Source organism: Cupriavidus sp. 05T41 (assembly GCF_056396525.1).
On the sequence record NZ_JBFTLQ010000054.1, the window covers coordinates 13,078 to 36,956 of the forward strand.

Below are 23,879 nucleotides of genomic sequence, written 5' to 3' on the forward strand. Positions count from 1 at the left end.
GGCTCGATGGGGAAAGCGTTTTCTTCAGTCCGCGTATATCCCTGCCTTCTTGATCACCGGTCCCCATTTGCCAATTTCTGATGTCAGGACGGCTCGCAAGGATTCCGGAGAGGCGCGACGCGCGCTAACCGCTTCTGCACCGAGAGCGTTCATCCTGGCGCGAAAGTCGGGGTCGGAGACGGCGCTCTGAAGCGCAGACACGAGCTTGTCGATAACTGGCTTGGGCGTCCCCTTCGGAGCATACATTCCGTGCCAGTTCCTCACGTCCATGATCAGGCCTTGCTCGGCCGAAGTTGGAATGTTCTTGAAAGCCTCGACACGACGACTCTGCATAGCTGCGTAAGGCTTAAGGGAGTTCGCTTGGAGCAGGCCTGCGAGGCTGGTGGTTTGGTCGCACATCAGGCTGACCTGGCCGCCCATGAGGTCGCTCAACGCCGGCGCGGAGCCCTTGTATGGGACAGTTGTGAGGGTCGTATGAATGGAGTCCTGGAGGAGAAGACCGCAGAGATGAGACGCCGATCCAACTCCCGCGTTGGCGAGTGAAAGGTTGGCTGCGTTGGCATTGATGTACCCGAGTAGATCCTTGAGGTTTGCCGGAGGTAAGTTCCTGGTGCCAACCAAGACCATCGGTACGTCGGCAATTTCACCCAACATCTCGAAGTCCCTGAGCGGATCAAAGCCGAGCTTTCGGTACAGCGCCGGAGCGGTGGCCATGCCGATGTGGTAGACAAGAACGGTGTAGCCGTCGGCTGGCGATTGAGCCACCTTCCTCGCGCCAATCGTGCCACCGGCACCGCCGAGATTCTCGACAACCATCGAGGTCTTCAAGTACTTGGACATCACGACCGATACTTCACGCGCGACCTTGTCGGTAGGACCGCCGGCCGCAAACGGAACAACCACCGTTATGGGCCGATCGCCCGGATACTCCTTCGCCTGTGCATTACCCGACAGTCCAATGACTCCAACTACTATTGCCGTCAGAACTTGTGCAACCTGGTTCACGATGTCTCCTTGATGTCTTTGTCTTCGGGGCAGAATGCGGCTCTCTGGAGAGCGCTATGGGGGGGCGTCCTGTTGATATTGTTCTGCTGAATACCGAGAATTCGCTTCGATATTTGATTCCGTGCGGGAATATGAGGCCTGTCAGAAATGTTGTGTTTAGGGCATAACAAGTCGGCAAGGAGCATGTCATGACCTGCATCGTGCATCTGATCAGCCTGGAGCACGCCGGCTGGAAGGAGCGCCGGGCAGTCGTCGCGGATCGCAAGCCCGTGTACACCGCGTCCACCGTGGAGGCTGCGCTGGCCGAACTGGCGGCCTTCGGGCAAGGGGAATGGGGCTAGCGACGGACTCCGCTGGATCCGCGCGTCGACAGCGAGGTCGTGGCGGCAACTTTCGGCAAAGACTTGAACGATTGCGCGGCGAAATGCCGTCGTGACAGGCGCTTCCCGTGCTGTTGGCGATTACGTCGCCAAGGTTCTCGGAAAAATGCAGAGACTTTGGTGCTTCCCGCAAGCTCACACCCGACTTTCGAAGCGTGCTTCGCCGCCGGCTTCTGGAGTGGCGAAAAGTAGCGTAAGCAAAGACCTTTCTATTTTCCAGGGCGACAGCCGGCTATGAAGTCAGGATTCAACCGAATGTTCCCTGATCCGGGCGAGCCTTCCCCTGAAATCGGCGATGAACCGCTATTTCGCAGATGGTGATCCGTCCAGAAGGGCAGCCATTTTGGATATCTGGCTCGCGTGCAGACTCGCTACCTGCCAGTAGACGGAATGAAGAATGGGACAAGCGGGCGTCGATGGGAGCACCACGCCGCGACACCCCTTGGTTCGACATTCATGCGGCCGCTGTGCGCACCAGCGCGTTCGGGGGGGCCTGCTGTCGAGCGCCAGCGCATGCCTTCCTTCGCACCCCTTCCCCACCTTCAGTGCAGATAACCCGACGCGCCATCCCACAGCAGCTTCACGGCCGTGACCACCAGCAAGCCGTAGCAGGCCTTGTACATCTGCTGCTGGTCCAGCTTGGCATGCAGGCGCCAGCCCAGCCAGACGCCAGAGGGAACGGCGAGGAGGCAAATCGCCATCAAAGTCCAGACGGCGCCCGCCGGCCTGGCCAGCGCCAGCCATGGCGCCGCCTTGATGATGTTCCCTACCGTGAAGAACAGACTGGTCGTCCCGGCATAGACCTGCTTGCTAAGGCCAAGCGGCAACAGGTACATCGCCAGCGGCGGCCCGCCGGAGTGCGCGACCATGGTGGTAATGCCCGACGTGAAGCCGGCTCCTATGGCCTTGGGCGATGAGCGCGGCCGCACCACGACTTCTCCGCCGCGCATAAACCACAGGCCGACGAAAGTCAGCGTGACCGCTGCCATCACGATGGCGATAGCGCGGTGATCCAGCACGCGAAACAGCACGTAGCCGATACCGATGCCGACCACCAGTCCGGGCAAAAGCAAAAGGAGGTCGGCCTTGGACCACGTGGATGGCTTCCAGTAGCGCAGGCTATACAGATCCATCGCGATGAACAGGGGCGCAAGCAGGCCGCCCGCTGTCACCGGGTCCATCACGAGCGATAGCAGTGGAATGCCGACGATGGCAAAACCGCCACCGAACGCGCCTTTCATGAAGCAGATCAGGAAGTCACCCGCGAACGTGACGAGGATGGTGGTGGCGCTCAGTTCCATGTTGACCATCTCCCTTCGCCCGAATAGCGGGCAGAGCGGCCATGCAGAAGAGCGCCGCCACCCACGGCCTGTGCGGTGGCTTGTATGAGGTACCAATGCATTGCAGACACGAGTTCCATTGCGACTCCGCCCAACGCCCAGAGCAGGATGCTGAGCGCTTGGACCGGTCACGCGAACGGAGCGGTTTGCCTGGGCGCCAGGGTATCGGCTGAGTAGTCGGGCTCATCGTAGTCTGCGCATGCATGACAATCAAATTATTGTCATGGATACAATCTTTCGATGGCACAAGCGTGCTACCACAGTGGCACGAACCGATCCGTGACGGAGCCCGCGCTCCGCACACTGACGGCGCGTAAGGGCAGTCGAAGCGTCTGATAAGCAATTCGGCGCTGCCAGAATCGGGAGCGCCGTTTGGGCGCTGCGAAGAACGAGGCCGATCTCGGCACATGCTGCAATGCGCCGTTGTGCATTTCGGCGCGGCGACAGCAACGACCCCTGGACTCTCTGTTCGTTCCTTCCAAAGGACGAAACATACATTTGCCGTTGCTATGGTGTTACTGCGTCCGGAAAAACCCTAGGATGCGTCCACTGCGTGGCAGTTGTCCGCCACCTCTACCTGCCCATGTCCGGCCGGCAGGCCGGCCAATCCATCCGCGACGCGTCGTCCGGGCCATGTGCGTGTTTTCACACGCTGGCTTCGCTCGTCCCCGAAGGGCGCGTTGGGCGATCGGAGGGTTCTCATCGCACAAGGGAACGCACAGTGAAAATTGAAGATATCCGCCGCAACGCCTTCGCCATGCCGGTGCACAACCCGTCATATCCGCGTCCGCCATTCCGCTTCCTGCAGCGCGAGTACTTCATCGTCTCCTATGAGACCGACCCGGACGCGCTACGTGCGGTGGTGCCCGAACCGCTGATGCCCGACGGCAATCTGGTGAACTATGAGTTCATCCGCATGCCGGACTCGTCCGGCTTCGGCAATTACACCGAAAGCGGCCAGGCAATCCCCGTCGTCGACGCGCAGGGGCGCAAGGGCAGCTACACACACGCCATGTATCTCGATGACGAGGGCCCCATCGCCGGAGGCCGCGAGATCTGGGGGTTTCCCAAGAAGCTGGGCTCGCCGCGCCTGTCGATCGACGGACACGACACGTTGCTCGGGACGCTCGACTATGGCTCGCAGCGCGTTGCCACCGGCACCATGGGCTTCAAGTTCCGCCCACTCGATCCGGCATCGGAGCAAAAGGCGCTCGCCGATACCCCCAACTACCTGCTGAAGGTCATCCCGCACGTCGACGGTTCGGCGCGCATCTGCGAACTGGTTCGCTTCCACCTGCGCGACGTGACGGTGCACGGCGCATGGCAAGGCCCCGGCGCGCTCGAGCTGCATGCGCATGCGCTGGCATCCGTTGCCGACCTGCCGGTTCGCCGAGTGGTGGGCGCGAAGCATCTCATTGCCGACCTCACCCTCGATATCGGCGAAGTCGCCTACGACTACCTCGCGCCGGCCGAGGCGCCGAAGCTGGTCGTCAACCAATAACCCACCGCACAAGGAGCAACCATGTCTTTGCAAGGAAAAGTCGCGCTTGTTACCGGCGCAGCCAGTGGTATCGGCGAGCAATGCGCGCGCCAGTTGGCGAATGATGGCGCGACAGTCGTCATCGCCGACCTGAATATCCAGGCCGCACGGCAGGTGGCCGAGTCGATCGTCGCCGGCGGCGGCAAGGCGATTGCCGTGGCGATGGATGTCACAAGCGAAGACGTCGTCAATGCTGGCATCGATGAAACCGTGGCAACGCTGGGCGGCCTGGACGTACTGGTCTCGAACGCGGGTGTCCAGATCGTCAATCCGATCGAGGACTATGCCTTCGCGGACTGGAAGAAGATGCTGGCCATCCATCTCGACGGCGCGTTCCTGACCACCCGTGCGGCGATCCGGCACATGTACGCGTCGGGCAAGGGCGGGGCGATCATCTACATGGGTTCGGTTCACTCGCACGAGGCCTCGAAGCTCAAGTCGGCCTACGTCACGGCCAAGCACGGGCTTCTCGGCCTGGCGCGTCGTGGCCAAGGAAGGCGGTCCGCGCGGGGTTCGCGCCAACGTCGTCTGTCCCGGCTTTGTCCGCACGCCGCTGGTCGACAAGCAGATTCCCGAGCAAGCCAGGGCGCTGGGCATTTCCGAAGCCGAAGTGGTCAGCAATGTCATGCTCAAGGAAACGGTCGATGGCGAGTTCACGACTGTGGCCGATGTGGCCCGCACGGTGTCGTTCCTGGCCGGCTTCGAATCGGCCGCGCTGACAGGCCAGTCGATCGTCGTCAGCCATGGCTGGTTCATGCAATAAGAGGAGGAACCCAGTGCGCCGCAGTCAACGCAACACGTCTCATCCCGCCGAACCGCTGGCGCTGCCGCCCTATGACGAGGTCGGCCTCGTCCTTCAGGGCGGCGGCGCGCTTGGCTCCTATCAGGCTGGCGTCTATGACGGCCTGGCCCAGGCGGGCATCCATCCCACCTGGGTGTCAGGCATTTCCATCGGCGCCTTGAACACGGCGATCATTGCCGGCAATGCCCGCGAGGATCGCGTGGAAGCGCTACGCGGATTCTGGCAGACCATAAGCCTTACGCCCGATGCCATTGGCAAGGCCGGAGCCTGGCTGCCCGCGACATTCGGCTTCCCGGACATCGCGCGCAAGTGGTCAAGCATGTGGGCCGCCGGCCGCGCGCTGATGGAAGGCCAGCAGGGCTTCTTCCTGCCGCGTTCACCGCTCCATGGCTTCGGCGGCCATGGCGACGGGCCGAGCCAGGTGAGCTTCTATGACACCAGCGCATTGCGCGCGACGCTGCTGAAATACGCCGATTTCGATCGCATCAACGATGGCGAAATGCGCGTCTCCGTGGGCGCCGTCAATGTACGGACCGGCAACCTCGTGTACTTCGACAATACGAAAATGCGCCTCGAGCCGGAGCACTTCATGGCATCGGGCGCGTTGCCGCCGGGTTTCCCGGCCGTCGAGATCGATGGTGAGTTCTACTGGGACGGCGGACTCGTCTCCAACACCCCGCTTACCGAGATCGTGCGCGAATCCCAGCACAAGGACACGCTCATCTTCCAGGTGGACCTGTGGAGCGCGAGCGGGGCGCTGCCGGGCAACTTCCTCGACGTGTCCGAGCGGACCAAGGATATCCAGTACTCAAGCCGGACGCGCGCCATTACCGCGTTCATGGAAGGCCGCCAGAAGCATGCGCGGCTGATCAAGGCATTGCTGGAGCATGTGCCAAAGTCCGTTCGCGATACGCATCCGCTGATGCGCGAGGCGCAGCGCATTGCCGATGGCAGCGCCGTCAACGTCGTGCACCTGATCTATCGGAACAAGTTCTTCGAGGGCCACTACAAGGACTTTGAGTTCAGCGCCGACACGATGGGCGAGCACTGGACGAGCGGGCTGGACGACATCCGTGACACGCTCGCCCATCCCGAGTGCCTGGCGATTCCGAGCCACGATGTCGGCTTCGTGACGCACGACGTGCATCGGGTCGACGCGCCGGCGCTGACGGGTTCCGGTCCGCTCGACACGGAACCGGTCACGCCCGGGATGACTACCATCGACCAGCTCCCTGCGCAGGCCAACGATCCCATGACGCGGGTCGCCTGAGCGCTGCGCCACAGGGGCTGAACGCCCACCGCAAGCAAGCTGGCGTTCTTCGACGTCAAGAGCCTCGAGATTCCGGTGGCCGAGCGTATTCCCAGACGAAAGCCATGCGGCGCCGCGCAGCCGGACGGAGCGGGCCTATCCGAAGCTCATCCGCTACAACCGGGTCGACAAGGGTGGGCACTTCGCTGCATGCCATTCGCATCGGAGTCGATATGCCCAATACTTTTCATCGCGTGGGGAACGGTCCACCCCCCCGTCCTTGTTATACGTCTGGTTTGGCGACGCCCACTCGTTCGAGCCGATCGAACCCTGGTCGTCTCGCGACGCCCTCAACGATGTGTTCATGAATTTTCGAGGCTAAGGCAGCATGCGCGAGACGCTCGGCGAGTACACGATCGACGAGATCGCCGGTCAAAGAACGTAGAGCATGCCGATTGCAACAAGACAGGCTGACACGGCGATGTAATACCGGAAGCCATGCGTGCAGCCGTCGCGTTCATGGGGGGCTGCCGCCCCCGTCTGTTGCCTCGGCATAAGTGCCTCATTTCTTGGTGGTCACTGGTTTTAGCTTGATGACGCGGGAAATCTGCCCAAGCGTAAAGCCACTGTTGACGACATACGGCGCGCATGCCAGTGGCGACGTCAGCGACTCCGCCGCGGTGAAGTGGCCGAGATAACGGTACTTGTCGGTCTCCCGCCTGACAAATACCGGGATGGCTTCCGGCTGCGTTGCCAGCGTCCTGCCGGCAGCGCGAGCCGCCGCGCCACTGCTGCAAAGAATGGCCTCCGGGGCGTGAGGATTGAGGTCCTGTCGCAGACATACGGCCACTACCTTGCCATTCTTTGTAGGAAGAAATGCTTGCTTGCTACCGCCACAGACCGTATGGATAAGTTCGCGGGTGTATTCCTTGCCAATTTCAAACATAAATGATCTCCGAACGGATGCGCGCTGGAAAAAGCAGCATCAGGACAGAGACGATATCGAGATTGGCATAAATGCCACGAAGAAGCTGAGGTGTGGAGAATCAACGGCCTGTATCTTTTCTCGCCCGCCACGCAAGGGCGAGATATCAGAAGCGGTAGCTGCCAAAAAGCCGGCAGACGGAAGCCGCGTCAGGGCAGTCTCTCAGTAGCGCGCGGAAGCGTGCGTCGCAGAAGTACTGTGCGACGCTAGCCAGCAAGTGCAGGTGAGCGTTGTTATCCCATTCCGGCGAGAGGATGAAGACCAGATTGTCAACGCCACGGCCGTCTGGCGCATGAAACGCGATCGGTTCCCGGGTACGTACGTAGCATGCCAATGCTTGCGCAAGACCTCGGACGCGGCCGTGTGGGACGGCGATACCCTGACCAAGCCCCGTGGAGCCAAGCGCTTCCCGTTCCGCCAGGCCCGCCGTCACAGCCTCTGCGTCGAGGCCGAAACGGTGCGCGGCGAGCGCACCGATCTGACGAAACAATTCAGACTGGTCAGACGCGTGCAGGTCAAGTGCCACATGCGCTTCACGTAGCATTTCGCCGAGCGATCGAGGTCGCAGATCGTCAGCGCCGGGCCATTGCCTTGGACGCGCCCCATGAACCAGGTCCATCCATGCACCAGACGGCGATTCCGGGATTTCCACCGCGTGACTGAATTCAGCGCCCGGTGCCACGTCGCGAATGCGCCGCAAGGCATCGGGGATGACCACCCGCGGCAGGGTCAGGGAAAGGCGCATCCGCGAGCCCCCGGGCAGCAAGGAAAGGCTGATCGTCCAGGACTGCCCGATGCAGTCTCTTGTCAGGGCCTGGCGCAGTGGCACTGCGTGCTGGACATCGACGACGATGTGCATCGTCACGGCACGCACCGACGGCAGGGGGTGGCGTGCATCCGCCTGCTCGCGCAAAGGTCGTCGCTCGGGCGACAATGAAGTCATGCAGGTACTCCCACTGTCCGTGTGGCGTAATCAACCCGCGCACACTCCCGGGCGGCGCGATCATATGTCACCAGCGTCGCGCCCTCGGCCCGGGCTAGTACCGTCCCGGCCATGATGGCTGCCTCGCGATCTGCGTGATGCGAGTCGGCGTAACGTGCGCCTTCATGGATCACATCCCAGCCATCCCGATACGGGACAACCTGAATCTGTGTCGTCATAGACCTCCAGAACCGGATATTCACTACCAAGGAACAGATCGGTGACTGAATGGTAGAGGGAAGGAAATCAAGTTGCCGTATCAGGGCACAGTGAACGCATCAAAATGACGTAAAGGGAAAGCGCTGCCTTGGAAAGCCCCACGACACGGCGTGACTACCGCTGCGGCGACGTTTCCTGCGAGAGAAGCCACGTTCACGATTTTCATCTCGGCATTTCGACAATGACCGCGGCAAGTCGTTGAGCAGCTGTCTTCATCTGCGAAATGCTGAAGCCACCAAATCCAAGGATCAGGCCGGGGCGCCCGGTCCCGGATGCGAACATCGGCGACACTGCGCGGACGACGACACCCTCCTGGGCACTCCGTTGCGCCACCGCGCGGTCGTCCATGCCACTGGCAAGCCAAAGTACCAGGTGCATGCCTTGATCGCCGGGTTCGATCCACGCGAGATCATGGGGGAGTAGCGTTTCGAGTGTCTCGATCAACCGAAGTCGATACTCTGCATACGCGTTGCGAACCTTGCGAATGTGACGATCCAGATGGCCCTCTGCCATGAAGGCGGCCAGCACATGTTGATCCGCGGTGGGTGGGTGACGGTCGATGAGCACACGCGCACCGCAGAAGGCATCCACCAGGCTATGCGGGACGATCGCATAGCCCAACCGCAATGATGGAAACAGAATCTTGCTGAAGGTGCCCAGATAGACCACGCGGTCTGGGTCCAGTCCCTGAAGCGCGGGGAACGGATAGCCTTGATACCGCAGTTCGCTGTCATAGTCGTCCTCGATCACCCAGGCCTTGCTGGCGCTTGCCCACGCCAGCAAGGCGGTGCGCCGGGCCATGCTCAGGGGCATGCCAAGCGGATACTGATGCGAAGGCGTGACAAATGCCACGCGTGCGCGTGGCGCCATGCGCATGCCAGCTTCGACATCGAGACCTTCGGCGTCAACCGGCACCCGGACCATGTCTTCACGACGGCCCATGCTTTCGAATATTGCCGTTACGCCGCGGTATGCGGGGTTCTCCACCCAGGCCTGGTCATGCGGCCCCAGCAGGACCTGGCTTGCGAGAAACAGTCCCTGCTGGGTTCCGCTCGTCACGATGACCTGGTCCGCTTCACAACGCACCGAGCGTGACTTGCGGACGTAGCCGGCAATTGCTTCGCGTAGCGGTAGCGCGCCAAGAGGATCGGCATATCCGGTGGGCGCACCCGGGCCTCTTGCGCGCAGCCGGTTGCCAAGGCGGCGCCATATGTCGGCGGGCGCGGTCAAGCCGATCGGCACCGAGATGGCGAACGGAGCCGGTGCCAGCGCCCGGAACTCCTGCGCGATCTGCGCGAATGGGCGCGCGCGCGCAGGCATATCTGGCTCGACCGTGAGGCTGGAAACCGCGCGGGCTTCGCGGGCAGGCTGCTGCTCGGCCACGCCATGCGCGACGCTGGTCCCCGCGCCAGCTTTTGATTCGAGAAAGCCCTCGGCGACCAACTGCTCGTAGGCCTCGATCACCGTGCCCCGCGCAACCCGAAGCGAATCCGCGAGCGAGCGCGTGGAAGGCAACGCATCGCCCGCCCTGATATCGCCCCTGCGCACGGCTTCTCGTAACGCCTCCGCCACCTGGCGGCTCAGATTGCCCGCCGTGCGGTCAAGCACGCCGAATGAGGGCATTTCCGCGACTCGTGCAGTTCTTGCCATGATTCTGGTTCACAAAAAATCCACCAAACTGGATCTTAAGAATAAACCACTATTCGAGCAGACTGGGAACGGTCGCGGTCTGCAGCCGGTCACCCCGTTCACGCCCCTTCTGGAGACATCCACATGTACGTTCCCGCCCATTTCGCCGAGACACGCAAGGAAGTGCTACACGCTCGCATCACCCAGCATCCATTTGGCACGCTGATCACGCATGGCGACGGCGGACTCGACGCCAACCATATTCCGTTCGAGCTCGTAACAGGGGAGGGCGAACTGGGGACACTGCGTGCGCATGTAGCGCGGGCCAATCCGGTATGGCAGAGCGTTGCAAACGGCGATGAGGTGCTTGCGGTCTTTCATGCGGGCGACGCCTATATCTCGCCAAACTGGTATCCGGGCAAGCACGAGTCTCACGAGCGGGTGCCGACCTGGAACTACATGGTCGTCCACGCGCACGGACGCATCACGATTCTCGACGATGAGCGCTACCTGCGTGGTGTGGTCGGTCGCCTGACGCGCACGCACGAGGCATCGCAACCGAAGCCATGGAAGATGGGAGATGCGCCGAGAGATTACCTGGAGGCCATGCTCAAGGCGATCGTCGGTGTGCAGATCGAGATCACGCGCCTTGTGGGGAAAAGCAAGCTCAGTCAGAACAGGGAAACGCGGGATATTCGAGGGGCTGCCGAGGCGCTGAAATCCCGCGGGAGCTCTCCGACCGGCGACGAGATGCTGGCGCAGGCTGCCGGGAAACCGGACTAGAACGACGAGCGGCAGCGCTGCAATTCCTGATCCCAGGTCGCGGCCGCCGATGCGCCGTGATGAACGCTCACGCCAATACTCCTTAATCTTTTGGGTGTTAATATAAGCGCGGCGTTGGGCAACTGCCCCGTGGACCGCGGGCCGCCGCGCGAACCGAAGGCGTGAAAGGTGGGGCGCGGCAGTGCGCCGCGCCATTCAGCCAGCCGGATTCCGGACGATCACGGGGCCGATGGTTCCATAGACCGGGCCAGCCAGCCGGGACAGCGGACGAAGCTCCCTGCTATCGATCTTGTTCTGCTGGATGAGGCCGTCGCGTGCGTGGATGCGCACCGGCGCGGCGACGATGAAGTCCGAGGTGGGGCCGAACCGGATGGTTTGCGACAGCCTGCACTCGAGCGCGAGCGGTGCGTCGCGCAGGCGAGGCACCGAGATGTCCACGCTGGGGAGAAGCGGCAGGCCGAGCAGGGTCGTTTCGCTGATGTCCGATGGGTGCGGGAAGGCGCTGGCGTGGAGCGCGTCGACCTGAGTGTCGTCGGCGATGTGCACCACCAGTTCGCCGTTGGCGATCACGTTGCGTGCGGAGTCCTTGCGCGACCCATCGTCCTTGAACGCCATGTTGATGCCGAGCAGCGGCGGGTTGTAGCAGATGATGTTGAAGGTGCTGAAAGGTGCGAGGTTGACCAGGCCTTCCTCCGAGCGTGTCGTGACCCAGGCGATCGGTCGGGGAACGATCATGCAATTCAGAAGCTTGTAGATCTCGCCCTTGCTCAGCGCGCCGACTGACTGTTCCATTCGCATCTCCTTCGGTTCCGTTCCGTGTTTTCGAGTATATTAACAACGGTAAGATACGGCAAGGATGATTCTGTCTGTCGCCTGTCGGATCGATGATGCCGTCCTCGACTCAACTCGACTCAACTTAACTCAACCTCCCTTTTAAAGGTCCCATGCCATGACCCGTGAAGCTGTCTTCGTCTCCACAGCACGTACGCCGCTCGTCAAGTCGCAGCGCGGCGCATTCAATATCACCGATGGCCCCACGCTGGCTTCGTTCGCAGTGCGTGCGGCGGTGGACCGTGCCGGCATCGATCCGGAGATGATCGAGGACATGATCCTGGGATGCGGCTACCCGGAAGGCACCACGGGCCGTAACCTGGCACGGCAGACTGTGATCCGTGCGGGGCTGCCTGTCAGCATTGCCGGCTCGACCATCAACCGGTTCTGCGCCTCGGGCCTGAATGCCATCAGCATTGCCGCGGGCCGCATCGTGAGCGAAGGTGTTCCGGCGATGATCGCGGGCGGGGCGGAGAGCATTTCGCGTATCCGCACGCGCGAGGACGGCGAAAACGGCGTGGATCGCTGGATTGCCGAGCACAAGCCGGACCTGTACATGTCGATGATCGAAACGGCGGATGTCGTTGCGAAACGCTATGGCATCAGCCGGGAAGCGCAGGACATGTTTTCGCTCGAAAGCCAGCGGCGCACGGCGGCGGCGCAGGCCGCAGGCCGGTACCTGGACGAAATCGTGCCGTGCACGACGGTCATGGCGGTAACCGACAAGGAAACCGGTACCGTCACGCACCGCGAGGTGACGGCGGACGCGGACAACTGCAACCGTCCGGGCACCACTTACGAAGCCCTGGCAAAGCTCGAACCGGTCCGCGGCAAGGAGCATTTCATTACGGCCGGCAATTCCTCGCAGCTCTCCGACGGCGCTTCGGCCTGCGTGATGATGGAGGCGGGAGAAGCCGCGCGCGCCGGCATTGCGCCGCTGGGTGCTTTCCGGGGCATGGCGGTGGCCGGGCTGGAGCCGGACGAGATGGGTATCGGGCCGGTCTACGCGGTGCCGAAGCTCCTGAAACGACACGGCCTCAAGATCGCGGATATCGGCCTGTGGGAGCTCAACGAAGCGTTTGCTTCGCAGTCGATCTACTGCCGCGACAAACTGGGCATCCCCGATGAGCTGCTGAACGTCAATGGGGGCGCCATTTCCATCGGCCATCCCTTTGGCATGACCGGCGCGCGGCTGGCCGGCCACGTGCTGATCGAGGGGAAGCGTCGTGGCGTGAAGTATGCCGTCGTAACGATGTGCATCGCCGGCGGCATGGGCGCCGCGGGGCTGTTCGAGATCTACTGATCCCGGCGCCCGGCTGCCGGGGCGCATTGCGCGACGGCAGCCGGAACCTCTTCGGCAAACTACAGTTCTTCCAGTGCGTGGTTCATCAGCACTGACACGTCCGCGTGAATGGCTTGCCCCAGCGCGCCAGTCTGCACGAGCATGTACTCGCCATAGAATCGCGCCGTCTTGAGCTTGCCGGCGTAAAAGGCGGGAGATTCATCGCCGTCGGGCGCGAGCGCCGCGGCAGCCATTCGCAACCATGCCACACCGAGCGCGACGAGGCCGAACATCTGCAGATAGTGGCTTGCCGCGCCCGCGGCGGCCCGCGCGTCGTCACGCGCGCGCTGTTGCATGAGCAGCGTCGCGTCCCGCAGGTGGCTGGTTGCCATGTCGAGGGCCTCGCACAGCGTTGCCAGCTCGGGCTCGTCCGCGTGGCCACGGGCCAGGGCGCTGGCCGCTTCCAGCCAGTCCGCAACCACGCTGCCATCGGCCAGCGACAGCTTGCGGTGCACCAGATCGAGCGCCTGGATGCCATTCGCCCCCTCATAGAGCGGGACGATCTGCGCGTCGCGCAAGAGCTGTTCCATGCCATTTTCATGGATGTAGCCATGCCCGCCGAAGATGGTGATGCCAAGCCGGGTGACCTCCACCGCGCTGTCGCTGAGGAAGCTCTTGATCACCGGGGTCAGAAGCGCGAGCCGGTTCTCGGCGCGCGTGCGCTCGACAGGGTCGGGATGGCGATTGCGGACGTCCAGATCAATGGCCGCGTCGAGGTATAGCGCGCGAGCGCCTTCGGTCAGTGCCTTCATCGTCAACAGGTTCTTGCGGACGTCGGGATGACGGACGATGAGGTCCGGCCCGTCGTTCGCAGTGCGTCCGGAGCCCGGGGCGTAGCCCTGGCGGCGGTCCAGGGCATAGGCCCGGGCATTCTGGAGAGACAGTTCCGCCGCGCCGATGCTCTGTACGGCCACGCCGATGCGCGAGGAGTTCATCATCGTGAACATCGCCATCAGGCCGCCGTTGGGCTCGCCTACCAGCCAGCCCAGCGAATCATCGAACGCCAGTGCTGCCGTGGCCGATGCACGGATGCCCATCTTGTGCTCGATGGCTGTGCATGACACATGGTTGTCGCTCAATGCCGGCAGCGGCGTCCCGTCCCGGCGGGGGAGCGTCTTGGGGACAAGAAACAGGCTGATTCCCCGGGTGCCTGCCGGGGCGTCCGGCAGCCGGGCAAGCACGAGGTGCAGGATGTTCTCCGCGAGGTCGTGATCGCCACCGGAAATGAAGATCTTGCTGCCGTTGATACGGTAGGTGCCGTCGCCGACAGGGGCGGCACGAGTCTGTAGCCTGGAGAGGTCGGAGCCGCTGCCTGCCTCGGTGAGGCACATGGTTCCCGTCCAGCGTCCGCTCACCAGCATGGGCAGGAGTTGCTCGCGCAGTTCGTCCGTGCCGTGGGCCAGCAGTGCGCGGTACGCCCCCTGCGACAAGCCCGCATACATGCCGAACGCCATCGAGCCGGCACCGACGATTTCCCGCACCATGGTTGCCAGCGTGACGGGCAGTCCCTGCCCACCGTAGGCCGGATCCGCCGCCAGCGTCGTCCAGCCGGCATCCCGATAGACGGCGTACGCCCGCGCATAGCCGGAAGGGGTGCGCACCGTGCCGTCCTGGCGCGTGCAGCCTTCGTCATCGCCCGTACCGTTGATCGGCAACAGCACATCGCGCGCGAACACACCGGCGCTTTCCAGGATCGGGAGGACCAGGTCCATGGTTGCGTCTTCGCAGCCGGGCAGCACGGCAAGGCGCTTTTCGTAGGCGAGAACTTCCTGCAGCAGGAAGCGGAACTCGGCCAGGGGGGCTTCATAGGCGGGCATGCGGGTTCATCCTTCAGACATGGTTGGATATGGCATCAATGTTAACGATGGTAATATAAAAATCTGCGGGACGTCAGCGGACAATGGCAGCAGAGTTTCGACGCGATTGGCGCGGAAATACCGCATTGCCAGGCAAGTCGCGGAAGATGCACGGGGCCTGTGGATACGAGCAGTGCGCACCGCGACTCGCTTGCGATCTTAACGGTGGTAGTATAGGATCCATTCATTCCCGGACGGCGTCAGCAGAGATGGCGGCGCCATGCCGGAGCAGGCCGATCTGGCGAACATCCGCGCATCTGCGCATCGGTGTCGAAAGCCAGGCACATTGATCCAGGAGACAAGCCATGGCCGCATTGCGTGCCCATTTCCTATTCGATTTCGGTAGTCCCAACGCCTACCTCAGCCATCGCGTCATTCCGGCGATCGAAGACCGTACGGGCGCCCGCTTCGAGTACATCCCCATTCTCCTTGGCGGGCTGTTTCGCCTCACTGGCAATCGCGCGCCGTCCGAAGCGTTCGCGGGCATCAGGAACAAGCAGGAATACGCCCAGCTCGAGACCGAGCGCTTCGTGAAGCGCCACGGGATCACGGCCTACCGTTACAACCCGCACTTTCCCGTCAACACGATCCAGATCATGCGCGGCGCTGTGGCCGCCCAGCTGGACGGCAACTTCGACGCCTATGTGGAAGCGGTTTTCGTCGCCATGTGGGAACAGGGAAAGAAGATGGACGACCCCGACGTTATTCGGGAGGCGCTGGACCAGGCAGGACTGAATGGCGCCAGGACGCTGGCAAGGATCCAGGACGCGGACGTCAAGGAAGTGCTCCTGGCCAACACCCAGCGGGCATTCGAGCGTGGCGCCTTCGGTTCGCCCACGTTCTTCGTCAATGACGAGATCTTCTTCGGCAAGGATCGGCTGCGAGAGGTCGAAGAGGAAATCGATCGGGTCAAGGCCGGCTAACTGCCGGCACCGTCGGACACGACTACTAGGGAAGCAATTCATGAACGAGAAAAAGGCCGTGCTTGTCATCGGCGCTGGCGACGCAACCGGTGGCGCGATCGCACGACGATTTGCGCGTGAGGGATATATCGCGTGCGTGACACGGCGCAACGCGGACAAGCTGGCGCCGCTGGTCGCACAGATCGAGGCAGAGGGCGGGGTAGCCCATGCCTTCGGCTCGGACGCGCGCGACGAAGCACAGATGGTTGCGCTCATCCAGGAAATCGAATCCAGGATCGCGCCGATCGAAGTCGCGGTGTTCAACATCGGCGCCAACGTGCGTTTCGACATCCTGGAAACGACCGCACGCGTCTACCACAAGGTGTGGGAGATGGCGTGCTTCGGCGGGTTCCTCATGGGGCGCGAGACGGCCCGCGTGATGCTGCCGAGGAAGCGCGGTTCGATCTTCTTCACCGGTGCGACGGCCAGCCTGCGAGGCAGGGCGGGCTATGCCGCGTTCAGCGGCGCGAAGCACGCATTGCGTGCACTGGCACAGTCGATGGCCAAGGAGCTCGGTCCCAAGGGCGTTCACGTTGCGCACCTGATCATCGACGGTGCCATCGACACCGAGTTCATTCGCGAGTCGTTCCCGGAACGCTATGCGCTGAAGGAGCAGGAAGGCATCGTCAATCCCGACCACATCGCAGATACCTACTGGATGCTGCACCAGCAACCGAAGGATGCGTGGACGCACGAGCTCGAACTGCGTCCGTGGATCGAGGCCTGGTGACGGAGTTGTCATGTCGCACCCATCGCACTTCGCGCGGACGACGCCGGGCAAGCTTGCCGCCGTGTTCATTCCCGGTGGGCGTGAGCTTGGCTATCTGGAACTGGATGAGGGGTCCAATCGCGTCGCCAATCTCCTGCGCCAGGCAGGCATCAGGAATGGCGACGCCGTGCTCTTCGCCGTGGACAACTGCCCGGAATTCCTCTACCTCGCGTGGGGTTGCCAGCGGGCTGGCGTCATCTTTACCCCGGCATCGACCAGGTTGAGCGCGGCGGACCTTCGCTACATTGCGCGGGATTGCGACGCGCGCATGGTGGTGGTCTCGGTGACTGCCGTCGGCAGCGAAAGCCTGGCCGCGTCCGACTTCGACGCCATTCCCTGCCTCGCACTGGGCGGCGACATCCCGGGCTTCCTGCGGCTGGAGGATGCGCTGCGGGATAGTCCCGTCGCGCCCATCGCCGATCCCGCGCGCGGCAGGGAGATGATGTATTCGTCCGGATCGACGGGACGGCCGAAAGGCGTGCGCAAGCCGATTCCGCCGATTCCCTTCGACGCGATGGATCCGCGCGACGTGCCATTCGCGCGGCGGCCGGGCGCCGACGCCTCCATGGTTCATCTCTGCACGTCGCCGCTCTATCATGCGGCGCCGCACCGGGCCGTATCGGCGACGCTGGCGCTGGGCGGCACCGCGGTCGTGATGGAGCGTTTCGACCCGCTTGCCGCTCTGCACGCGATCGAGACATTCCGCGTTACGCACAGCGTATGGGTGCCCACGATGTTCCATCGCCTGCTGAGGCTGGATGCCGACGCGCGCAGCCGCTTTGACCTGTCCAGTCATCGCGTCGCGCGTCACGGCGCCGCGCCATGCCAGGTGGACGTCAAGACGGCGATGATCGCGTGGTGGGGGCCGATCCTCGAGGAGTATTACTCGGGAACGGAAGGCATCGGCGCCTGCTCCATCAGTTCGCATGAATGGCTGGAACACAAGGGCTCCGTCGGCAGGGCGACGGACGGGGTCATTCATATTCTGGACCTCGACGACGACGAAGTGCCGGCTGGCACGACAGGGACGGTGTTCTTCGAGAACCGCTCCAGCTTCGCCTACTGGAACGACGCCGACAAGACCACGTCCAGCCGCAGCAAGCAAGGGTGGTGGACCTACGGAGACATCGGGCATCTCGACGAAGAGGGCTACCTGTACCTGTCGGATCGCCGGGATTTCACCATCATCTCGGGCGGCGTGAACATCTATCCCCAGGAGATCGAGGCAGCCCTGCTCTCAGACAAGCGTGTCCTGGATGCAGCGGTCTTTGGCGTTCCCGATGAGGAGTTCGGCGAGTCCGTCCATGCGGTGGTCCACGTCGAGCGCTCGCCTGCTGCGCCTGAGACGCTCTCCGCCGAACTCAGGGCGATCTGCCGGGAGACGCTAGGTCCGGTCCGGATGCCGAAGTCGTTCTCCTTCGTCCTGGACTTCCCGCGTCTGCCGACGGGGAAATTGCAGAAGAAGGCGCTTCGGGAATCGGTGCTCGCATCGTTGCAACCGGCCCGGCCGCACACCCACTTTTCCGAAATACACGATGGAGACAGGAAATGATCAGGAAGTTATGCATCGGCGGCCTGGGCGTCGCAGTCTTTGGACTCCTTGCCACGCCCCTGCTGGCCGCTGCCGAGAAGTATCCCAGCAAGCCCATCCGGCTCGTTGCGCCGTTCTCGGCGGGCGGCGCGCTGGATTCGATGGCGCGGGAGCTGGCGCATGGCATGTCCTCGCGCCTGGGCCAGCCGGTCATCGTGGACAACCGGACGGGCGCGGCCGGCATCGTCGGCGTGGATGCCGTAGCGAAGGCCGCTCCGGATGGCTATACGCTGTCCGTCTCCCAGAGTTCGCAATTGCTGGTCAATCAGTTCCTGTACAAGAATCTTCCGTACAACCCGCGGCGCGACCTTGTTCTGGTGGCGAAGATCGCCGACTCTCCGCTTGTGCTGTTGGTGAACCAGAAGGTACCCGTCAAGGACGCCAGGGAGTTGCGCGCCTACCTGAAGGCGAATCAGGGCAAGCTGTCCTATGGCTCCTGGGGTGTCGGAACCGTCGGCCATCTGAGCGGCAGCAAGCTCAACGAAGTGACCGGCGCGCAGATGGTGCATGCCTCCTATCGTGGCGAAGTGCCGATGGTGCAGGATCTTGCCGCCGGCAATGTGCAACTCGGCTTCGCCACTGCGTTGCAGGCCAGCGTCTTTCTCCTCACCAACAAGGTAAAGGCGATCGGCGTGACCGGCACCAGCCGGCTTCCGAGCTTGCCCAATGTGCCGACGCTGGCGGAGCAGGGCTTCGATGAAAAGCTGTTCAAGACGGTCGGCTGGTCCGCGATTGCCGCGCCTGCCGGCACGCCCAAGGAGATCGTCCAGCGCCTGGCGGACGAGTTCCAGCTGGCTGCCAATCGTCCGGAGGTCAAGAAGCGTATCAGCGAACTGGGCTTTAACGTGAACTACGCGGGGCCGGCGGAATTCGCGGCGCTCTATCAGCGCGAGCTTCCGGTATGGGAGAGCGTCGTGAAAGACTCCGGCGCCTCGCTCGATTAAGGTCTGCTCCACTCTCAACACGCACAGGAAGCACAAGGAAGAGGAAGGCAACATGACGTCATTGGCAGTTGGGCAGCCGGGCATGGATCTGGCGAATCCCTATGAAGGCTGCGACATCGCATCGTGGCTCGTCGAACTCGCTCGTCGCCGCGGCGCCCATCCGTTCCTGGTCTGGGAGCCAATGGACGCAGAGGGGCGCACCTATACGTATGAGGCGTTTCTCGACCTCGTCCGGAAGCTCGCCGGCGGTCTCGCATCGCGTGGGGTGAAGCCGGGAGACAGGGTGATCGTCCATATGGAGAATTGCCCTGAGACGATACTGATGCGCTTTGCCTGCGCCTGGTCGGGCGCCGTATGTGTGGCGACAAACCCGCTCGCGGCCGGTCCGGAGGTGGCGTACTTTGCGCAGTCCTCAGGGGCCGTTTGCGCGGTCACGCAGCCTAAGTTCGCGGACATGTTCGCGGAGCACTGCCCGGGCCTGTCATGGATTGCCGTTGTCGATGAGGGGCCGGCAGATTCGCACTCGCGCGCAGAGACGGATCGAATGGTGCCCTTTTCCTCGCTAATCGGCGAGCCGCTTCCGCAACGCATCGCGGACCCTCTCGCGCCGGCATCGGTGATGTTTACCACCGGGTCGACCTCCCGGCCCAAGGGGGTCATGTGGACGCATGCCAATGTGCTCTGGGCGGCGGAAGCAAATTGCCGGCAGCAGGAAATCCGGGAGGACGATATCCACTTGCTCTTTCTCCCGCTGTTCCATGTCGTGGGCCTCTCGTGGTGCTTCTTCTCGACCATGTGGGCAGGCGGGACCATCGTTCTCCAGCCCGGCTTCTCCCGCAGCCGATACTGGCCCGTGGCGATGAAACACCGGGCGACCGTCGGCTCGCACGTTCACTTCACGCTGGCGGCCCTGCGGGCCGAGCCGGTTCCTGACCACGCATTCCGCCGCTGGGTGACTTCCACGCACGACCGTGCAGCGATGGCCCACTATGGCGTCGACATGGTTGCCGGCTGGGGGATGACGGAGGTGCTGATCCAGGTGCTGGTCTCCCGGCCGGAGCAGGGGGCGCTCACGGGAGGCATCGGACGCCCGAGCCTTTTCTGCGGCGTCAAGGTTGTCGATGACAATGGTTCTCCGGTCCGTCCTGGCGAAGCGGGCAACCTGCTGGTGAAGGGGGTGCGCGGGCTGTCGATCTTCCGGGAATACGATGGCGATGTCGCGGCGACCGATGCATCCTTCGATGATCAGGGCTTCCTGATCACCGGCGACCGTGTCCGCCTCAAGGAGGAAGGATGGTTCGAGTTCACCGATCGCGTCAAGGATGTGATCAAGGTGCGCGGCGAGAACGTGTCGGCCGCCGAGGTCGAAGCAGTCATCCTGAAAGTCCCCGGTGTACGCGAGGTGGCAGTCGTCGGCAAGGCGAGCGAGATGCAGGGTGAATACGTGGTGGCGTTTGTCGGGCAGGCGGCCGGGCTGTCGGACGACCAGGCGCAGGCGCTGCCCGGCACGATTCTCGAGCACTGTTCGCGCAACATCGCCCGCTTCAAGATTCCGAAGGAAATCCACGTGGTGGCGAAGCTACCCCGTATCGGCATCGGCAAGCTTGCCAAGGCGACATTGCGGGAATGGGCTGCATCAGGCGGCGTCGGGCAAGCGGGCCAGGGCGCGCCGCGCACGGCATTTGAAAGCGAGGAGCGCCGGGAATGAGGGAGCTCTATCACTGTGCGAGGTCGCGGTCGTTCCGGCCGCTATGGATGCTTGAAGAGCTCCAGATTCCCTACGCGCTTCACCTGCTTCCGTTCCCGCCGCGCGTCCGGGCCAGGGAGTACCTGACGGTCAACCCGCTCGGGACAGTCCCGCTCTTTATCGACGGGGCCGTCAGGATGACCGAGTCGAGCGCGATCTGCCAGTACCTGGCCGACGTCTATGCGCCGGACCGGCTTGGCATCCGGCCTGGCGACGCTGCGTACGCCCGCTACCTCAACTTCCTGAGCTTCGGGGAAGCCACCCTCACATTTCCCCTGGCCGTCTTCATGCGCTACTCCCGCCTCGAGCCGGATGCGCGCAAGCTGCCGCAGGCGGCGACCGACTACAAGCGGTTTTTCCTGGGGAGATTGCGCGGTGTCGAGGCAATCGTAGGCGAGGGGGAATACATCTGCGGGGATCGCTTCACAGCTGCGGATATATCGATTGGCTACGCGCTGCAGTTCGCGGCCATGAACGGCCTGGAGAATGAGTTTCCGGTGGCCGTCGCACGCTACTACGAACGCCTGCGGGCCAGGGCCGGATACCAGCGGGCGCAGCTTGCCGAATCCAGCGCGGAAAACGAGGCAGCATAGCAAACCTTGGGCCGGATATCGCCGGGTGGAAGTTGTCTTTCCCCAACCTGACTAGTGTTAAGATCGCCGACATGGAAGACACTGCACGAGCCAGGCGCGCGGTCCGGACAAAGACCACCGCGGCGCGCAAACCGGCGAAAAACGAAGAAGGCGCGGCCGATCCTCCCGCTGCGAAACGCGCCCGCGCGGCAAACGCAGAGAGCGCGGAGCTGGCCGGGGCGCGCCCTTACCATCACGGCAACCTCCGGGAAGAGCTGGTGCGTTGCGGCAAGGAACAGCTCAAGGAAGTCGGCCTGGCGGAGTTGAGTCTGCGGCGTATTGCCAGCAGCGTCGGCGTGTCGCAGGTCGCGCCCCGGCACCATTTCGGCAACAAGGAAGGCTTGCTTGCGGCCATCGCGGCCAGCGGCTTCCGTGATCTCACGGAATTCCGTCTCTCGCACCTGCGCCCGAGCATGTCCCCCGAGCAGCGGCTGCGCTCGCTGTTGTCGTCCTATGTGGCCTTTGCGAAGCTGCACCCCACGCTGTTCCATCTGATGTTCGCCCCGCAACTATTCTCGGCGGAGTCCCACGCCGAACTCGATATAGCGGCGAGCCAGTCGTACCAGACGGTCGCTCGGGCTACCGCCGAATACCTTGCCGAGAACGGCAACACGGACGAGGACAAGGCCCATGAAGTAGCCCGCGTCGCATGGATGTCCATGCATGGCGTCGCGACGCTGATCATCGAAAAGAGGATCAACCCCTGGGGCGCGCCGAAAGTCAGCCGTGAGCAACTGGTCAACCATGCACTCGATCTCATCTTTTCCGGCATCAAGGGCCGGATTGGCATCTAGCCGGAACGCCGGCTCTTCTCCTCGCTGGCCAGCTTCCTGGCTCAGCACGCCAAACGCATTTTCGGAACCACCCTGTTCGGTCATCGCCGCGCGGGGGCTTCTGCATGCGCTTGCCCTGGCGATCTGGTTTTCAATCCTGGCGGGAAAGACAACTTGCCAACGCTTAGGGTCGCCTGATGGCATGTCGTTCGGCGGTCTGCGGCATGCAACGACTTGCAATCTATATTACCGGTGTTAAGATGAGGCCGTGCGCCTGTACACAGTGTGTTAGCTTCGGAGAAAACCATGGCTCTACCGTCCGTCCTCGCGAATCGCCTTTCGCTTCCCGTCGTCGCCTCGCCGCTCTTCATCATCTCGAATCCGGATCTCGTCATTGCCCAATGCAAGGCCGGAATCGTCGGTTCCTTTCCCGCGCTGAACGCGCGTCCCGAGGGCGCGCTCGACGAATGGCTGGACAGGATCTCGACGGAATTGGCCGAGCACGATGCGAGGCATCCGGATCGTCCTTCCGCACCGTATGCCGTCAACCAGATCGTTCACAAGTCCAACAATCGCCTCGAAGCGGACATGGCGATATGCGAAAAATACAAGGTTCCGATCGTCATCACCTCGCTCGGTGCACGTGAGGAAATCAACGATATCGTGCATGGGTGGGGCGGGATCGTGCTGCACGATGTCATCAACAATACCTTCGCGAGGAAGGCGATCCAGAAGGGGGCCGATGGCCTGATCGCCGTGGCGGCGGGTGCCGGCGGACATGCCGGCGTGCTGTCCCCCTTTGCGCTGATCCAGGAGATCCGCGAGTGGTTCGATGGTCCTCTGCTGCTATCGGGGGCGATTGCCGGCGGCAATGCCATCCTGGCGGCGCAGGCAGCGGGCGCTGACCTTGCCTACATAGGGAGCGCCTTCATTGCCACAGAAGAAGCCAGCGCCGTCGATGGCTACAAGCAGGCTGTGGTCGAGAGTGTTGCTTCCGATATCGTCTACACGAACCTGTTCACGGGCGTGCATGGCAACTATCTGCGCAAGAGCATCGTGGCAGCCGGCCTTGATCCGGATGAGTTGCCTGAATCCGACCCTTCGGCGATGACCTTCGGGTCGGGCGGCAATGCGAAGGTCCGGGTCTGGAAGGACGTATGGGGCGCAGGACAGGGCATCGGGGCAATCAAGGAAGTGGTCCCCGCTGCCGACCTGATTGGCCGCTTCCGGGAAGAGTACAAGCAGGCGCGCAATCGTCTTTCGCTGTAAGGCAGGTACCGCGAATCGTTCTCCCCACCAAGGAGCGACGAGGAGCAGCGAAACTTGCAATTTGAAAGTTCCGCTGATTATCATGAAGGCAACTAGCCGGCGACCGCCAGAACAAGTCGCGCAGGCGACAAAAGTGGCCAGACCCGGCCTTTTCCTGCGCGGCCAGCGGTGGCCGCGCGAGGGACCCGCAAGATGCTGATTGACGACTTGTCGCGGCCGGTCTCACGGCCCCCGGATCTTTCGGGCGAT

At 63.0% G+C, this 23,879-nt stretch carries 20 protein-coding genes and 3 pseudogenes; 15 read left to right on the forward strand and 8 right to left on the reverse strand.

Features of this window, described 5'->3' with window-relative positions:
- Window positions 1-24: 24 nt before the first annotated feature.
- A complete protein-coding gene (locus tag AC1DKV_RS26825; protein WP_441619655.1) occupies window positions 25-984 on the reverse strand; it encodes a tripartite tricarboxylate transporter substrate-binding protein in 960 nt (319 codons plus the stop codon).
- Window positions 985-1,190: 206 nt separating this feature from the next.
- Here AC1DKV_RS26825 and AC1DKV_RS26830 point away from each other — a divergent pair.
- Window positions 1,191-1,343 (forward strand): annotated as a pseudogene (locus tag AC1DKV_RS26830) (IS256 family transposase); the annotation flags it as partial.
- Window positions 1,344-1,927: 584 nt separating this feature from the next.
- Here the strand turns inward: AC1DKV_RS26830 and AC1DKV_RS26835 are convergent.
- Entirely contained in the window at window positions 1,928-2,686 is a 759-nt protein-coding gene (locus AC1DKV_RS26835; RefSeq protein WP_441619546.1) for a sulfite exporter TauE/SafE family protein, read from the reverse strand.
- 760 nt (window positions 2,687-3,446) lie between these two features.
- On the opposite strand from AC1DKV_RS26835, the gene AC1DKV_RS26840 reads away from it, so the two are divergent.
- The 4 genes and pseudogenes from AC1DKV_RS26840 to AC1DKV_RS26855 all read left to right on the forward strand — a co-directional run.
- Window positions 3,447-4,226, forward strand: coding sequence for an acetoacetate decarboxylase (locus AC1DKV_RS26840; protein WP_441619544.1), 780 nt, complete (start codon window positions 3,447-3,449; stop codon window positions 4,224-4,226).
- Window positions 4,227-4,247: 21 nt separating this feature from the next.
- Window positions 4,248-5,028: pseudogene (locus tag AC1DKV_RS26845) on the forward strand (3-hydroxybutyrate dehydrogenase).
- Window positions 5,029-5,041: 13 nt separating this feature from the next.
- A complete protein-coding gene (locus AC1DKV_RS26850) occupies window positions 5,042-6,337 on the forward strand; it encodes a DUF3734 domain-containing protein (RefSeq protein WP_477138356.1) in 1,296 nt (431 codons plus the stop codon).
- A gap of 33 nt (window positions 6,338-6,370) precedes the next feature.
- Window positions 6,371-6,527, forward strand: a pseudogene (locus AC1DKV_RS26855) (epoxide hydrolase); the annotation flags it as partial.
- Window positions 6,528-6,878: 351 nt separating this feature from the next.
- On the opposite strand, the gene AC1DKV_RS26860 reads toward AC1DKV_RS26855, so the two are convergent.
- The 4 genes from AC1DKV_RS26860 to pdxR all read right to left on the reverse strand — a co-directional run bounded on the left by AC1DKV_RS26860 (window position 6,879) and on the right by pdxR (window position 10,152).
- Window positions 6,879-7,262: a DUF6697 family protein gene (locus AC1DKV_RS26860; RefSeq protein WP_441619540.1), complete on the reverse strand. Its 384-nt coding sequence runs from the start codon at window positions 7,260-7,262 to the stop codon at window positions 6,879-6,881.
- A gap of 145 nt (window positions 7,263-7,407) precedes the next feature.
- Window positions 7,408-8,244, reverse strand: a complete 837-nt coding sequence (locus AC1DKV_RS26865; protein ID WP_441619538.1) for a PTS sugar transporter subunit IIA — start codon at window positions 8,242-8,244, stop codon at window positions 7,408-7,410.
- The gene (locus AC1DKV_RS26870; RefSeq protein ID WP_441619536.1) at window positions 8,241-8,462 is read right to left on the reverse strand and encodes a DUF2188 domain-containing protein; all 222 of its coding nucleotides are present in this window, start codon (window positions 8,460-8,462) and stop codon (window positions 8,241-8,243) included. The genes AC1DKV_RS26865 and AC1DKV_RS26870 overlap by 4 nt, the downstream gene beginning before the upstream one ends.
- Window positions 8,463-8,664: 202 nt before the next feature.
- Window positions 8,665-10,152: a MocR-like pyridoxine biosynthesis transcription factor PdxR gene (pdxR, locus tag AC1DKV_RS26875; RefSeq protein ID WP_441619534.1), complete on the reverse strand. Its 1,488-nt coding sequence runs from the start codon at window positions 10,150-10,152 to the stop codon at window positions 8,665-8,667.
- A gap of 123 nt (window positions 10,153-10,275) precedes the next feature.
- Between pdxR and AC1DKV_RS26880 the strand changes: the two genes are divergently transcribed.
- Window positions 10,276-10,914, forward strand: coding sequence for an FMN-binding negative transcriptional regulator (locus AC1DKV_RS26880; protein ID WP_441619532.1), 639 nt, complete (start codon window positions 10,276-10,278; stop codon window positions 10,912-10,914).
- 195 nt (window positions 10,915-11,109) lie between these two features.
- Here AC1DKV_RS26880 and AC1DKV_RS26885 read toward each other — a convergent pair whose 3' ends face one another.
- Window positions 11,110-11,706: a flavin reductase family protein gene (locus AC1DKV_RS26885; RefSeq protein WP_441619530.1), complete on the reverse strand. Its 597-nt coding sequence runs from the start codon at window positions 11,704-11,706 to the stop codon at window positions 11,110-11,112.
- Window positions 11,707-11,863: 157 nt separating this feature from the next.
- Between AC1DKV_RS26885 and AC1DKV_RS26890 the strand changes: the two genes are divergently transcribed.
- Window positions 11,864-13,048: an acetyl-CoA C-acyltransferase gene (locus tag AC1DKV_RS26890; protein WP_441619528.1), complete on the forward strand. Its 1,185-nt coding sequence runs from the start codon at window positions 11,864-11,866 to the stop codon at window positions 13,046-13,048.
- Between the two features lie 59 nt (window positions 13,049-13,107).
- Here the strand turns inward: AC1DKV_RS26890 and AC1DKV_RS26895 are convergent, their stop codons facing one another.
- Complete coding sequence (locus AC1DKV_RS26895) at window positions 13,108-14,904, reverse strand: acyl-CoA dehydrogenase C-terminal domain-containing protein (RefSeq protein ID WP_441619527.1); 1,797 nt, start codon at window positions 14,902-14,904, stop codon at window positions 13,108-13,110.
- 344 nt (window positions 14,905-15,248) lie between these two features.
- On the opposite strand from AC1DKV_RS26895, the gene AC1DKV_RS26900 reads away from it, so the two are divergent.
- The 8 genes from AC1DKV_RS26900 (at window position 15,249) to AC1DKV_RS26935 (ending at window position 23,630) form a co-directional block, all read left to right on the forward strand.
- Window positions 15,249-15,866: a 2-hydroxychromene-2-carboxylate isomerase gene (locus AC1DKV_RS26900; protein ID WP_441619526.1), complete on the forward strand. Its 618-nt coding sequence runs from the start codon at window positions 15,249-15,251 to the stop codon at window positions 15,864-15,866.
- Window positions 15,867-15,906: 40 nt separating this feature from the next.
- Window positions 15,907-16,635, forward strand: coding sequence for an SDR family oxidoreductase (locus AC1DKV_RS26905; RefSeq protein WP_441619524.1), 729 nt, complete (start codon window positions 15,907-15,909; stop codon window positions 16,633-16,635).
- A 10-nt stretch (window positions 16,636-16,645) separates the two neighbouring features.
- Complete coding sequence (locus AC1DKV_RS26910) at window positions 16,646-18,226, forward strand: AMP-binding protein (RefSeq protein ID WP_441619522.1); 1,581 nt, start codon at window positions 16,646-16,648, stop codon at window positions 18,224-18,226.
- Complete coding sequence (locus AC1DKV_RS26915) at window positions 18,223-19,209, forward strand: Bug family tripartite tricarboxylate transporter substrate binding protein (protein WP_441619521.1); 987 nt, start codon at window positions 18,223-18,225, stop codon at window positions 19,207-19,209. The genes AC1DKV_RS26910 and AC1DKV_RS26915 overlap by 4 nt, the downstream gene beginning before the upstream one ends.
- A 52-nt stretch (window positions 19,210-19,261) precedes the next feature.
- A complete protein-coding gene (locus tag AC1DKV_RS26920) occupies window positions 19,262-20,917 on the forward strand; it encodes a class I adenylate-forming enzyme family protein (protein ID WP_441619519.1) in 1,656 nt (551 codons plus the stop codon).
- On the forward strand, window positions 20,914-21,549 hold the full coding sequence (locus AC1DKV_RS26925) for a glutathione S-transferase family protein (protein WP_441619517.1): 636 nt from the start codon (window positions 20,914-20,916) through the stop codon (window positions 21,547-21,549). Before AC1DKV_RS26920 ends, AC1DKV_RS26925 begins: the two co-directional genes overlap by 4 nt.
- Window positions 21,550-21,620: 71 nt before the next feature.
- Entirely contained in the window at window positions 21,621-22,382 is a 762-nt protein-coding gene (locus tag AC1DKV_RS26930) for a TetR/AcrR family transcriptional regulator (RefSeq protein ID WP_477138357.1), read from the forward strand.
- A gap of 285 nt (window positions 22,383-22,667) precedes the next feature.
- Window positions 22,668-23,630 (forward strand): NAD(P)H-dependent flavin oxidoreductase, encoded by a 963-nt coding sequence (locus AC1DKV_RS26935; protein WP_441619514.1) that lies wholly within the window; start codon window positions 22,668-22,670, stop codon window positions 23,628-23,630.
- Window positions 23,631-23,879: the final 249 nt, after the last annotated feature.

Excerpts from the sequence above, each read along its gene's own strand:
- AC1DKV_RS26900 (WP_441619526.1), top strand. The coding sequence starts at position 15,249 with ATGGCCGCATTGCGTGCCCATTTCCTATTCGATTTCGGTAGTCCCAAC.
- AC1DKV_RS26935 (WP_441619514.1), top strand. The coding sequence starts at position 22,668 with ATGGCTCTACCGTCCGTCCTCGCGAATCGCCTTTCGCTTCCCGTCGTC.
- AC1DKV_RS26885 (WP_441619530.1), bottom strand. The coding sequence starts at position 11,706 with ATGGAACAGTCAGTCGGCGCGCTGAGCAAGGGCGAGATCTACAAGCTT.
- AC1DKV_RS26890 (WP_441619528.1), top strand. The coding sequence starts at position 11,864 with ATGACCCGTGAAGCTGTCTTCGTCTCCACAGCACGTACGCCGCTCGTC.
- AC1DKV_RS26930 (WP_477138357.1), top strand. The coding sequence starts at position 21,621 with ATGGAAGACACTGCACGAGCCAGGCGCGCGGTCCGGACAAAGACCACC.
- AC1DKV_RS26865 (WP_441619538.1), bottom strand. The coding sequence starts at position 8,244 with ATGACTTCATTGTCGCCCGAGCGACGACCTTTGCGCGAGCAGGCGGAT.
- AC1DKV_RS26880 (WP_441619532.1), top strand. The coding sequence starts at position 10,276 with ATGTACGTTCCCGCCCATTTCGCCGAGACACGCAAGGAAGTGCTACAC.
- AC1DKV_RS26915 (WP_441619521.1), top strand. The coding sequence starts at position 18,223 with ATGATCAGGAAGTTATGCATCGGCGGCCTGGGCGTCGCAGTCTTTGGA.
- AC1DKV_RS26895 (WP_441619527.1), bottom strand. The coding sequence starts at position 14,904 with ATGCCCGCCTATGAAGCCCCCCTGGCCGAGTTCCGCTTCCTGCTGCAG.
- pdxR (WP_441619534.1), bottom strand. The coding sequence starts at position 10,152 with ATGGCAAGAACTGCACGAGTCGCGGAAATGCCCTCATTCGGCGTGCTT.
- AC1DKV_RS26920 (WP_441619519.1), top strand. The coding sequence starts at position 19,262 with ATGACGTCATTGGCAGTTGGGCAGCCGGGCATGGATCTGGCGAATCCC.
- AC1DKV_RS26910 (WP_441619522.1), top strand. The coding sequence starts at position 16,646 with ATGTCGCACCCATCGCACTTCGCGCGGACGACGCCGGGCAAGCTTGCC.
- AC1DKV_RS26860 (WP_441619540.1), bottom strand. The coding sequence starts at position 7,262 with ATGTTTGAAATTGGCAAGGAATACACCCGCGAACTTATCCATACGGTC.
- AC1DKV_RS26925 (WP_441619517.1), top strand. The coding sequence starts at position 20,914 with ATGAGGGAGCTCTATCACTGTGCGAGGTCGCGGTCGTTCCGGCCGCTA.
- AC1DKV_RS26870 (WP_441619536.1), bottom strand. The coding sequence starts at position 8,462 with ATGACGACACAGATTCAGGTTGTCCCGTATCGGGATGGCTGGGATGTG.
- AC1DKV_RS26905 (WP_441619524.1), top strand. The coding sequence starts at position 15,907 with ATGAACGAGAAAAAGGCCGTGCTTGTCATCGGCGCTGGCGACGCAACC.
- AC1DKV_RS26835 (WP_441619546.1), bottom strand. The coding sequence starts at position 2,686 with ATGGAACTGAGCGCCACCACCATCCTCGTCACGTTCGCGGGTGACTTC.